The organism is Streptomyces spiroverticillatus (assembly GCA_014650415.1).
Lineage (GTDB): Bacteria > Actinomycetota > Actinomycetes > Streptomycetales > Streptomycetaceae > Streptomyces > Streptomyces spiroverticillatus.
The window spans coordinates 678,417-690,843 of sequence record BMUX01000003.1; the positions used below are offsets into that span (position 1 = coordinate 678,417).

A 12,427-nucleotide genomic window follows, 5' to 3' on the forward strand; every position below is an offset into this window, starting at 1 on the left:
GTGGCCCAGAGTGAGAGGAGGTGGGAACGATGAGCGGCGAAGACGGTGCGACCCGCGCCGGAACCGACCGGCCAGAACCGGAGAACCACGTGGCTGAACGCATCCGCATGGAGCGTGAGGCACGCGATTGGAGCACGGCGAGACTCGCCGAGGAGATGACCAGGGCCGGCCACCCGATCAACCAGTCTGCGATCTGGCGGATTGAGAGCGGCAAGCCCCGCCGCAGGGTCAACCTCGACGAGGCGCTCGGCTTCTGCAAGGTCTTCGACCTGCCCCTCGATGACCTGACCAGCCCTCCCGGCCAGCTGATGAACCCACTGGTGAGACGGCTTGTCGGCGAGTACGTCGAGAAGTGGAAGGAATGGCGGGCCCTGGCCAAGGCCAAAGACCGGATCATGGCCGAACTCGACGACTACGCCAAGGCTCATCCCGAGCACAAGGACATGGTCAAGGTCATGCTCATGCACGAGCTTGAGGTCGCCTCCGGAGACGACTTCCGACGCCACCGCGGCTCGACTCACAGGCTTCAGAGCTGGCTCGGTCCCGACCGGATGGCCATCTCGGACGAGACCGACGAGCCCCCTGCCTCGTAGCCGCTCCGCACGGTCATCTCGGCGCTGCGAACGCCGACGACCCGTGTACAGCCCCCTGTAGTCCCACAACCGCCATGCCAAATCGATCGACCGGCACCGCTGCCCGGGTTGCCGCCCGCGCCCGCCGGTCAAGGAGCTTCCTTGCCCCAGAGCACTTCCCTGCCCCTTGCCCAGATCGCCCAGCTCCTCGACGTTTCTGAGGACTCCCTCCGCGCGCTCATAGCCGCGCGGGGTGGCCACCAGGGTGACGGCACCCTCGTCGGCCTCACTGTGGCCGAGGCCGCCCGCCGCATGGGCGTCGGCCGCACGACGCTGTACAAGTTCATCTCCTCCGGCGAGATCCCCTCCGCGAAAGTCGGACGGTTGCGCCGTGTCCCGGTCGAGGCGGTGAACGAGTTCCTCCAATGCCGCCTCGGCCGAGAAGACTTCGGCACTGCGGCTTGAGGGAGGCGTACATGAACAAGCCCACCAAGTCCCGCCAGCCCAACGGCGCCTCGTCGATCTTCCAGGGCAAGGATGGCCGTTGGCACGGCTACGTCACCGTCGGCGTCAAGGACGACGGCACTCCCGACCGACGCCACGTCGGCCGCGAGACGCGCCCCGAGATCACCAAGGCCGTACGCGAGTTGGAGAAGCAGCGCGACTCCACCGGCGTCACCAAGGCCGGTCAGACCTGGACGGTCAAGACCTGGCTGACCCACTGGGTGGAGAACATCGCCGCGCCGAGTGTCTCGGAGAACACCATCGACGGCTACCGCGTCGCGGTGTACCACCACCTCATACCCGGCCTCGGCGCCCACCGCCTGGAGAAGCTGGAGCCCGAGCACCTGGAGCGCTTCTACAAGAAGATGCGGGAGAACGGCAGCTCCGCCGGCACCGCCCACCAGGCCCACCGCACCATCCGCACCGCCCTCAACGAGGCCACGCGTCGTCGGCACCTCGCCACCAGCCCGGCCGCGATCGCCAAGGCACCGAAGGTGGAGGAGGAAGAGGTCGAGCCGTACACCCTGGAGGAGATCCAGCGCCTCCTCCTCGAAGCGGGCAAGCACCGCAACACCGCTCGCTGGGTCATCGCGCTTGCCCTCGGCCTACGCCAGGGCGAGGTCCTCGGTCTCCAGTGGACGGACGTCAACTTCGAGGACGGAGTTCTCGACGTACGACGCGGTCGCCTACGCCCCCGCTACCAGCACGGCTGCGGTGACAAGTGCGGCCGGAAGCCCGGCTATTGCCCCCAGAAGGCCAACATCCGGCGCGAAACGAAGGACACCAAGACCCGCGCTGGCAAGCGCTCCATCGGCCTCCCCGAAGAGCTGGCACGCCTGCTGCGCCAACACCAGGACCAGCAGGCACGCGAGCGCCTCCTGGCCCGCGACCTCTGGACGGAGAAGGGGTACGTCTTCACCTCGCCGACCGGCGAGCCCCTCAACCCCAACACCGACTTCCACCGGTGGAAGGACCTCCTGAAGTCGGCCAAGGTCCGCGACGGCCGCCTCCACGACGCACGCCACACCGCCGCGACGGTCCTGCTCATCCTCGGCGTCTCCGATTCGATCGTCGACCGCATCATGGGCTGGGAACCCGGCAAGTCCGCCCGAATGCGCCGCCGCTACCAGCACGTCACGAGCCCGGTGCTCCAGCAGACGGCGGCGAAGGTTGGGGGCTTGCTGTGGGGCCCGAGGCTGGACGTCATCGAACCGGCCCCTGGAGGCTCCGTGCCTGGCCCGAGCCAGAGCCCCGTCCCGACGGAGCCGACGGTGTACGTGGCGCTCCTGGGCGAACGACGCATCCCGTTCCTGCGCCGCGAGCACGCGGATGCAGTGGCCTCACGATGGGGCGCCGACCACCCCGGCCAACCGGCGGAGGTTGAGGAGTGGGATCGGGAGAAGTGGGTGGCCAAGGGTTCTGGCGGCACGCGGCCTGTCCGCGACCGCATGCCCGATTGCAGGATCGTCCATCACGCCCACGCCGTGTACCTGCCTGGTGGCGATCGGCTCAATATCGGCCGCGATGAACAATGGTCCATCACAGCCTGGGAGTTCGAGACCGAGCTCTACACCGATCTGCCGGTGCGCTGGCACACCACCCGCCGCCTCGGACAGGAGGTCGAGGCGCAGGTCCGAGGCGCGGACAAGGGCGCCGTTGCAGCCGCGTTCGCCGAGGCGTGTGCACAGGCTGTAGATCGTGCAAAGCGTCCTGATCAGTATGGAGATACAGAGGTGTGGTGATCAACATTTGCTGGGATCTGCTGGGGCCCTAACTCGGTTGTTGGGCTCCGGCAGATCCGCACACAAGCACAACTGATCCCCTTGCCTGGTACTGGCAGTGCGTTCACCCTTGCTTCGGGGGATGATCCTCCGGGCTATGACCGTGCATGCGGTAGACCAGCTCGCCGGGGTGGCGGGTGACACGCGCTAGTCGCCAGGCGGCGTCGTAGGACATCGGCTTGTTCTCCTGGCCTCGGAGATGCAGGGCAAGGAGGCTCGTCGCCGGGTCCAGTAGCCACCTCAATGCTGAGGTTCTCACTCCTGCTCTCCTAGCGCGTTGGTGAGTAGCTGGGCTCGTTTTTCGTCGCCGTGTACATGGACGGCGTTCGCGAGGATGGTCAGGAATTCCTTACGTCCTTCCAACGAGAGGCCGAGTACGAAGTCGTGGAGCAATTGCGCGACCGTTACCCAGCTCTCTTGTGGATGCCACTGTTGGACCTCGCGCACCAGACTGGACAGGTCGGTGCCGGCAGGTGGCCCGCCAAGCCTGGGCCAGTAGTCTGCGGAGCGCTCTAAAAGTGTGTAGAGACGGGCGGACGCCGGACTGGCGAGGATCTCGCGGCGCAGGAAGTCTTCGCGTGCACGAGCCTGCCGACGGGCCAAGGAATCCAGCTCATATTCCCGGCGCAGCCGGGCCTCTTCGGCCGCGTGCTCATCGCGTCTTCGCGCTTCGTCGCGAATGTTCTCCTGATGGCGCCGGGTTTCTTCACGAGCATGTTCTTGGCGGAGGCGTTCCGCCTGCAAAGCTGCTGTGTGCGTGGCCTCGTCCACGGTGAGCTGGACGCGACCACCCACCACTTCAACCCCGTCTCCATGTAGTGGGAGCTGGGTCCGCAGCGCTGCTGCGAGGTCTTGCTCGGCCGCGTCGGGGCGTAACACGTCACAACTGGAGGCGCATTGGTTGATGAGCGTCCGAATGAGACGCGCCGCAGTGCGGGGATCGGCGGTGGAATCGGACGTACGCTGCCACGTCACTTGGACCCGGGCTGTGAAGTGCAGCGTCGGGTCGCAGCTGGCAGGACGGTCAGTAAAGTTGTACGTCCAGGTGGTGGGGGGAGCAGCAACTCTTGATGAGGGGGAGCGGTGCGCCCAGGAGAGGAGCTTCCTCACGTGGCGCCGATCCCATCGTTGCCCAGGTCTTCTACACCTGAAGCTCTCTGGGGAGATTGCGTGGCCGGCCCACGAACAGGATCGGGTTCGTTGCCCGCATGTCGATGCTGCACCGCCGTGTAGAGATCGCTGTCGAGAAGCGCTCCCAATTCCTGCCGCAGGGCTTCCCGGTCATCGGCGAATGGGCGCCCTGGACCCTGAACCCAGCCATGTGCGCAAGTGCGCAGCGTTTCGCGTAGAGCCCGTCCCTCCTCCGTTCCTCGTACGTCTACCGACCGCCTCAGGGAGTCCAGTATGAGGCTTTTGAGTGCGGGGTGATGCAGTGCGGCATCGAGCCACAGGTAGACGGCCTTGTCCACCTCTCGGTCTTCGGTCGGCCCCGGTCCCTGTCTCAACAGAGTCCGCCAGCCGCTGACGAGCCCGGCCACTGGTGGGCGGAAACTGTCCTCTTCCTCAGCATCTGAGTTGTCGAGAAGCAGCGGGATTCCCTCGCCATCGGGCCGTGCAGATGCGGCCAGCGCAGCGAAGGTTCTGAGCCCCACGGTGCCCCTGATCTTTTCCATGCCGCACCACTCGACGACATATCCGAAGAGCATGCGCCGGACGGAGACGTCTGCCCACAACGTGCGTACCGCGTCCTGAAGGGCACTCGCCACGTCGGGGTGGTCGAACATCGCGGTGTGTCGCAGCCGGCGTAGCGCTTTGCCGGTATGCGTGCGGCCGAACTCTCCTGTGCAAACCGAGACGACTGCCAGTTGAAGGGAGAGGTCCTTGCGCATGGCCCAGGACAGCAGCATGGCCTGGATGTAGGGCGCACTGGCAGGCTGAACGGCAGCGCTGTCGAGGAGCCCTACAGCGAGTGGCCACAGTCCCTTGTCCTTGGCCTTGTCGCCCTTGTCCTTGGTTTGCGCGTGCCATGCCTTGACGATCTCTTCCAGCGGCTCCTGCCGACGGTGGCGGACTGCCCAGCGGACCGCGAACTCGCCGATGCGCTCTGCTAGAGCACGCCGATCATCCCGGCCGACGCTTTCCAACGCCTCCTTGGGCTCATCCAGCGGCGCCTGCGCAAGCCACTCCAGGAACGGGCCGCGGGAGAGAGGGCGGTCGTTCCAGAAGTACTCCAGTGCTGCATCGTCCCAGTGCGGGCGCGTGAATCTGATTGTGCCGTCGCTAGTACGTTCCGCGCTGATAGCCCGGGTCATAGCGATTACACCGGGTGCCTGCTGCCCTGTGACCTTGATTTTCTCGTCTTCAAGCTTCTCTGTCAGGTCGGCGGCCTTGGCGTAGACGTGGCCCACAGAGGCTCCACGTAGCACGGAAGCGGCCAGCAGGAAGTTGCGCTGGAAGCTGGTACGGCCCGGCTTCTCATGCCATGTGTAGAGATCGTCTTCCCAGTTCTTGCGGGCGGCAGCAACGCTGGAAGCCTGTTCCGCGATAGACGCTGGCAGATCAACTTCGTCTTCCGCGCGCCGGCGCTGTAGCGCGTTGATGCCGGGCGACCCGGACGTGACGCTTCGCAGCGCATCCCGTCGAGCTTCCTGTATGAGTTCGACAATGCGCAGAACTTCGGTGGGTCCTTGCCCCTCCAGGAGCGTCTGGATCTGTTGATTCCTCAGCCACTCGTCCACCGGGAATCCGGGTTGCTCGGCGCGCAGCCAGCGAGTGGCGATGTCTGCGGGTCGGGCCTTGCCCAGCGGGGGTGCGATCCCTTCCGGCGCGCCACGACGGATGCGCCGCCACTGCTCAGGGGTGGTAAGCACGATGAGTCGGCAGTGGCGTTTGGCGAGTGTGTGCTGGATGGCCTCGACATTGGCACCGAAGGACTCGTGGATTTCGAAGTCGTCTTCATCCGTAGGGAGTTCCAACACATATCCGCGGTGGTGTTCATGGGGCAGGCGCTTTGCGGGGAAGTACTGCGAGCCGCCGAATGAGACCGGCCAAACCTCTTTGACGAGCCCGTCCTCCACAAGCCTGGCAAGCAGCGCGTAGGCGGTGATGGTTCGGCTGGTGCCCGGTGGCCGGTCGAGAACCAGGACAGAGCCTTCAGGCCGCAGGAGTGCGTACGCGCCGTCGAAGCTGCGGTGCTGGCCATGGGTGCCGTCTTGTACGTCGATCGGCGTTGCGTACGGCTCGGCGTACACCTCGCGGACCACGTCCAGATAGCCGCTGGGGATTGGGGCGTGAGAGTCGAGCGTCTGCTCGAATACATTCTTCACGCCGATCATCTCGCCGTGATTGACCAGCGCACGTTGCAGCAGTGCCGCATGCCGGAAGGCTTCCACTGCAGATGGCTCGGGAGCCTCCCGCCTGGGAGGTATCGGGTCAACACGGACGAGGGAAACCGGGCTGGAAGTCGGTTCGTGGGGGGTGGTGTTGCCGGGGGCCGCGCCCTCTGGTGGAGGTATGGAACCCGCTTGTGTGTCCTGGGCCTCAGCCTCTCTGGGCTGAGGGATGTTACCGGGGCCCCAACCCGCTGTCGACGAGGAAGTCGAAGCTGACTCTTCGTCCAGAGGGAAATCCGGTTTGCCTTGTGCTGTTTCAGAAGCAACTCTGTGGCGCTCTGGCCTCCCTTCTCTGGGCGAGGCTGCGTCCAAAGAAGTGATCGCACGTTGAGCATCGAACGGGGTAGCCCCAGAGAAGGAGCCATCGGGCTGCCCTGGTGCCTCGTGATCCGAGGTCGGATCCTCGCTTGCCACGGGTGAGGTGGCTTCAACCCGATCCCGGCCCAGGGAAGCGTCCTCCAGCGAACTATCAGGATCTCGCTTCGAGGCGTCGTCGCCTGTTGAGGGCGCCTGTTGCGACTCGTCTAACTTTCGGCGCTGCTCGTCGTCTTCGTTGTTGGACGGGGTGCGGTCGTAGTCGAAGGTCATCGTCTGGTGCCGGCCCTCAGCCGATCGGACCTTCGAGGTGTACCCCGACTTGCTCGCCTGTTTCGGCAATCGTCTTTGCCGTCTGTACGACGTGCAGTTGTCCCTTTGCTGTGATTCCCTGCGCACGGACCCCAACCTGCTGGCCTGCGATCTCATCAGAGTGCTGGGAAACCTCCACCCCGGGCCGAGGGCGGTGCTCGTTCCCGAAGGGCAGCCCGCAGCCGTAGACCTCCTCCAAGTCTCGGCGCAGCTGACCAAGGAGTTCACGGAGACCTGCGTCCTCGCCATCCAGCAGCTCAGGGCGCGAGAGGTATACGCGTAGGGCGCCTTGGGCGTGCATGAGGCGCTCAGCCCGTGTGTCTGTGAGCTCAGCAACCCGTACCTGGAGTAGGTCAGACCGCCCCGCAACCTGCTCTGGTTCCTCGACCGGTACGCGCCCGGCCCTCCTGTCGAGCACGGCCCCCGCTCGATCGAACAGGAACTTGACCGCTTCGGTCAGCATCGTCCCGGCGAGCATCGGAAATGTCAGCGGATCCATGATGCGTACCCCTCCCCGTTCCCCGTTGCGCCCCGGGGCGCCCGTCATAGTCGGTCGCCGCGGTCGTGATCAATCGCCACCCAGGCAAAAGCGTGACTCACAGTATGGAAGTGATCACTAAGCGGGGAGTCGGGATTCAGTCACATGCGGATGGCAGATGTCGAAGGCGGCTGAATCTTGCATATCCGACCTGATTGCCCCAGGTGCGGGCGTTCCGGCCTCACTCGACGATGGCTGACAACATGCAATGAGAAGGCGCCTTGGGGGGTGTGGTCAGGGATCTGGTGGGCTCGGCGCATTCACTCCACTGGGGAGAGAACGCCCAGGCGGCTGCGGGTGACCACTCCAGCACCCGCAGGGTGCTGGAGGTGCCCCGTTCCGGCTTCGGGATGGCTGGTGTTGGCCATCGAGTCGTTTGGGAGCAACATCGTTCGCGGCAACTGCAACCAAAACTGCAACCACGGCACGACGAAGGCCCCGACCGGTGAACCGGTCGGGGCCTTCATCTGCCCTGCTGGGCGGGTGCGGAGGATACGAGATTCGAACTCGTGAGGGGTTGCCCCCAACACGCTTTCCAAGCGTGCGCCCTAGGCCACTAGGCGAATCCTCCGCCGCAAACAATACAAGACGTTGAGGGGTGCTTGCGACCGCGTTCCCTGGGCGGGGGCTGTGAGGATCCGCAGGTGGGCCCGGGTCGTATTTGGTGGGGGGCATCGGCTAGGGTGGGCGTCAGCCCCTCACGTGGCGCTATCTGACTGAACTCCCCCAGGGCCGGAAGGCAGCAAGGGTAGGTCGGCTCTGGCGGGTGCGTGGGGGGTCTTTGCGTTCCCGGCGGGGTGTCTTCGTGTGCTCGGTGAGGTGTCCCGGGGTCGGGGCGGGGCCGGTTGTCAGTGGGTCCCGATAACCTCGTAGGTGTGTCGTCCCTTGCGCTGTACCGCCGCTATCGCCCCGAGTCGTTCGCCGAGGTCATCGGGCAGGAGCATGTCACTGCCCCGCTGATGCAGGCCCTGCGGAACAACCGGGTCAACCACGCGTACCTGTTCAGCGGGCCGCGGGGTTGTGGAAAGACGACCAGTGCGCGGATTCTGGCGCGCTGTCTCAACTGTGAGCAGGGGCCGACGCCGACGCCGTGCGGCGAGTGCCAGTCCTGCCAGGACCTCGCGCGGAACGGCCGTGGGTCGATTGACGTCATCGAGATCGACGCCGCTTCGCACGGTGGTGTGGACGATGCGCGTGATCTGAGGGAGAAGGCCTTCTTCGGGCCGGCCAGCAGCCGGTACAAGATCTACATCATCGACGAGGCGCACATGGTCACCTCGGCGGGCTTCAACGCCCTGCTGAAGGTGGTCGAGGAGCCGCCGGAGCACCTGAAGTTCATTTTTGCGACCACGGAGCCCGAGAAGGTCATCGGGACGATCCGGTCGAGGACGCACCACTACCCGTTCCGGCTGGTGCCGCCGGGGACCCTGCGGGACTACCTCGGCGAGGTCTGCGGCAAGGAGGGCATCCCGGTCGCGGACGGCGTGCTGCCGCTGGTGGTGCGGGCCGGGGCCGGGTCCGTACGAGACTCCATGTCGGTGATGGACCAGCTGCTCGCCGGTGCGGCTGATGACGGTGTGACGTATGCCATGGCGACGGGGCTGCTCGGGTACACGGACGGGTCGCTGCTGGATTCGGTCGTGGACGCGTTCGCGGCGGGGGACGGGGCGGCTGCGTTCGAGGTCGTCGACCGGGTCATCGAGGGCGGCAATGATCCGCGGCGGTTCGTGGCGGACTTGCTGGAGCGGCTGCGGGATCTCGTGATTCTGGCGGCCGTGCCGGATGCCGGGGAGAAGGGGCTCATTGATGCCCCTGCCGATGTGGTGGAGCGGATGCAGGCGCAGGCGTCCGTTTTCGGGGCGGCTGAGCTGAGCCGGGCTGCTGATCTGGTCAATTCCGGGCTGACCGAGATGCGGGGGGCGACCTCGCCGCGGTTGCAGCTGGAGCTGATCTGCGCCCGGGTTCTGCTGCCCGCGGCCTTCGACGACGAGCGGTCGGTGCAGGCGCGGCTGGACCGGCTGGAGCGCAACGGGGGCGGTGGGGGCGGCGGCTTCGTGCAGGGCGGGGGCATGCCGGGGATGCCGCCGGTCGGATACGTTCCGGGGCCCGAGGCGCAAGGGGCTCCGGCGCAGGTCGCTCCCCCTGCGCCCACTGCCGCGCCGATGGCGGCGCCGGTGGCTCCTGTGGCGCCTGCGGCTCCCGTGGCACCTGTCGCGCCCGCTCCGGCGGCTGAGGCCCCGGCGGCCCCGGCTCCGGCTCCCGTGCGGCGGCCCGGCGGGTGGCCCACCGCTTCCGCTCCCGGGGCGGGGCGGCCGGAGCCCGTCGCGCCGCCGCAGGCCGCCGCCCCGTTGGTTGCCGCGCCGTCCGCCGGGCCGGCCCAGGGGGCGCCGCCCAGCCAGGCTGCGGCACAGGGCGCCGCGCAGGTGCGGAACATGTGGCCCAACATCCTGGAGGCCGTCAAGAACAAGCGGCGCTTCACCTGGATCCTGCTCAGCCAGAACGCGCAGGTGGCCGGCTTCGACGGCACGACGCTCCAGGTCGGGTTCCTCAACGCCGGTGCGCGGGACAACTTCGCCAGCAGCGGCAGCGAGGACGTGCTGAAGCAGGTGCTGGCGGAGTCCTTCCAGGTGCAGTGGCGGATCGAGTCGGTCGTGGACGCGGGCGGGGGCGGGGGCGCCGGGGGCGGTCCGGCGGGTCCCTCCGGGGGCTTCGGCGGCGGCGGTGGCTTTGGTGGCGGCGGCTTCGGTGGTGGCGGGGCTCCCGCGCCCCCGGCGGCGCCGCGTCCGGCGCAGGACATGGGGGCGCAGGGGGGCGGCGGGGCTGTGTCGCAGGCGGCGACGTCGTACGCGCCCGCGCCCGCCGCCGCGCCTGCGCCGCAGGTGTCGTACCAGCCGGCTCCGGCTCCTTCGGCTCCGTCGCAGCCGGATCCCGGTCCGCAGCGGCGGCCCCCCGTGTCCGCGGAGGAGGACGTGCCGGAGGACGACGATCCGGACCTTCAGGAGGACGCGCTGTCGGGGTACGACCTGATCGTGCGGGAGCTGGGGGCGAGTGTCGTCGAGGAGTACGTCAACGAGTGATCCCCTCGCGGGGCGCTTCGGGGGTGTCCGGGGTGCCCGTGCCGGGGGCGTGCGTTCGCCGGGCCGCGGGTCGCCTCCCGGGGCCGGGTAGGTGCGGCCCCGCCCCGCTGGGCCAAGGGGTCCCCAGCCCCGCCCCTTCACCTAAACCCGCGGGGCAATGGGACCGGTTCCGTGCGGATGAGTGGGTGGCTGGGCGCGCAGTTCCCCGCGCCCCTGAAGGGGCGCGGAAGCGAGCGGCCCGTACGGGCAGGGTTGCCCGCGCGGCGGGGCCGCAGATCCAGTGCAGCCCCGTGCCCCTGAAGGGGCGCGGACAGCCCCCTCGTAGCAACGCACAAGCCTCCGCCCCCGCCCCCTTGAGAGGGAACTCCAGCCCCGGAGGGATTCGGCCGCACCGCAGGCCCTAGGCTTCACCCCGTGAAGGTCCTCGTCATCGGCGGCGGCGCCCGCGAACACGCCCTGTGCCGCTCTCTGTCCCTCGACCCCGACGTCACCGCCCTCTACTGCGCCCCCGGCAACGCCGGCATCGCGGAAGTGGCGGAGCTGCGTCCGGTCGATGCCATGGACGGGGCCGCCGTCGCGCGCCTCGCCACCGAACTCGGCGCCGGTCTCGTCGTCGTCGGCCCGGAGGCCCCGCTCGTCGCGGGCGTCGCCGACGCCGTCAGGGAGGCCGGGATCCCGGTCTTCGGGCCGTCCCGGGAGGCGGCCGAACTGGAGGGGTCCAAGGCCTTCGCCAAGGATGTGATGGCGGCCGCCGAGGTGCCCACCGCGCGGAGTTACGTCTGCACCACGGCCGAGGAGATCGACTCCGCGCTCGCCGCCTTCGGGGCTCCGTATGTGGTGAAGGACGACGGGCTGGCTGCCGGCAAGGGCGTCGTGGTGACGGAGGACGTCGAGGAGGCGCGGGCGCACGCCCTGGCCTGCGAGCGCGTCGTCATCGAGGAGTTCCTGGACGGGCCCGAGGTGTCGCTGTTCGCGATCACCGACGGCACGACCGTCCTTCCGCTCCAGCCCGCGCAGGACTTCAAGCGTGCGCTGGACGGGGACCAGGGGCCCAACACCGGCGGCATGGGCGCGTATTCGCCGCTGCCGTGGGCGGACCCGAAGCTCGTGGACGAGGTCATGGAGTCCGTGCTCCAGCCGACCGTCGACGAGTTGAGGAGGCGCGGGACGCCGTTCTCCGGGCTGCTGTACGCGGGGCTCGCGATCACCAGTCGTGGGGTGCGGGTCATCGAGTTCAACGCCCGGTTCGGTGATCCTGAGACGCAGGTCGTGCTGGCCCGGCTCCGTACCCCGCTGGCCGGAGTCCTGCTCGGCGCCGCCAACGGCACGCTCGACGCCCTGCCCCCGCTGGCCTGGCGCGACGACGCCGCCGTCACCGTCGTCATCGCCTCGCACAACTACCCCGGCACCCCCCGCACCGGCGACCCCATCGAGGGCCTCGCGGAGATCGCCGCCGAGGACGCCCCGTACGCCTACGTGCTGCACGCCGGGACCAAGCAGGACGGCGACGCCGTGCTCAGCGCCGGTGGGCGCGTGCTGTCGGTGACCGCCACCGGGGCCGACCTCGCCGAGGCGCGCACCCGTGCGTACCGCGCGGTCGAACGGATCCGGCTGGACGGGTCGCAGCACCGTACGGACATCGCGGCGAAGGCCGCCGGGGTCTGACACCGCCCCAGCAGGCACGACACGACAGCAGCACACCTGAGTCCCGGATTCGCCCGGGAAGCCAGCACCTTTGCCCAAAGCCATTCCATCGGGTGACGGCTCGCCCATCCGGATGACTCGTGCGGAAGCCCCAACTAGGGTGCCGCGCAAGCGTTCCGGCACTTGGCCCACCGACATTGCGATGTCAGTGGCGGGTGCCACAGTGGGGATGTGAGCAACCCATTGGTGGGCGAGCAGGGCAGAGGGGGTGAATCCGGTCGTGTCCGGTGTG

7 protein-coding genes, 1 tRNA gene, 1 other RNA gene and 1 pseudogene are annotated in these 12,427 nt (G+C 68.0%); 6 read left to right on the top strand and 4 right to left on the bottom strand.

Annotated features, from left to right (window positions below):
• Positions 1–29: 29 nt before the first annotated feature.
• The 3 genes and pseudogenes from IE269_RS11200 to IE269_RS11210 form a co-directional block, all read left to right on the top strand.
• On the top strand, positions 30–593 hold the full coding sequence (locus IE269_RS11200) for a helix-turn-helix transcriptional regulator (protein WP_189822680.1): 564 nt from the start codon (positions 30–32) through the stop codon (positions 591–593).
• Positions 594–734: 141 nt separating this feature from the next.
• A complete protein-coding gene (locus IE269_RS11205; RefSeq protein WP_189822681.1) occupies positions 735–1,037 on the top strand; it encodes an excisionase family DNA-binding protein in 303 nt (100 codons plus the stop codon).
• 11 nt (positions 1,038–1,048) lie between these two features.
• Positions 1,049–2,263, top strand: a pseudogene (locus IE269_RS11210) (tyrosine-type recombinase/integrase); the annotation flags it as partial.
• An 849-nt stretch (positions 2,264–3,112) separates the two neighbouring features.
• Here IE269_RS11210 and IE269_RS11215 read toward each other — a convergent pair.
• From IE269_RS11215 to IE269_RS11230, 4 genes are all read right to left on the bottom strand, one after another.
• Positions 3,113–3,736 carry a hypothetical protein gene (locus IE269_RS11215; RefSeq protein ID WP_189822683.1) on the bottom strand — a complete coding sequence of 208 codons (624 nt, stop codon included), beginning with the start codon at positions 3,734–3,736 and terminating at the stop codon, positions 3,113–3,115.
• 227 nt (positions 3,737–3,963) lie between these two features.
• Positions 3,964–6,249: a hypothetical protein gene (locus IE269_RS11220; protein ID WP_189822684.1), complete on the bottom strand. Its 2,286-nt coding sequence runs from the start codon at positions 6,247–6,249 to the stop codon at positions 3,964–3,966.
• A gap of 604 nt (positions 6,250–6,853) precedes the next feature.
• On the bottom strand, positions 6,854–7,375 hold the full coding sequence (locus tag IE269_RS11225; RefSeq protein ID WP_189822685.1) for a hypothetical protein: 522 nt from the start codon (positions 7,373–7,375) through the stop codon (positions 6,854–6,856).
• A 525-nt stretch (positions 7,376–7,900) separates the two neighbouring features.
• Positions 7,901–7,985: transfer RNA gene (locus IE269_RS11230), tRNA-Ser, on the bottom strand.
• A 118-nt stretch (positions 7,986–8,103) separates the two neighbouring features.
• Here IE269_RS11230 and ffs point away from each other — a divergent pair.
• From ffs to purD, 3 genes are all read left to right on the top strand, one after another.
• Positions 8,104–8,200: signal recognition particle sRNA small type (ffs, locus tag IE269_RS11235), an RNA gene on the top strand.
• An 89-nt stretch (positions 8,201–8,289) separates the two neighbouring features.
• Positions 8,290–10,491 carry a DNA polymerase III subunit gamma and tau gene (locus tag IE269_RS11240; RefSeq protein WP_189822686.1) on the top strand — a complete coding sequence of 734 codons (2,202 nt, stop codon included), beginning with the start codon at positions 8,290–8,292 and terminating at the stop codon, positions 10,489–10,491.
• Between the two features lie 414 nt (positions 10,492–10,905).
• Positions 10,906–12,156 carry a phosphoribosylamine--glycine ligase gene (gene purD / locus IE269_RS11245; RefSeq protein ID WP_189822687.1) on the top strand — a complete coding sequence of 417 codons (1,251 nt, stop codon included), beginning with the start codon at positions 10,906–10,908 and terminating at the stop codon, positions 12,154–12,156.
• Positions 12,157–12,427 lie beyond the last annotated feature (271 nt).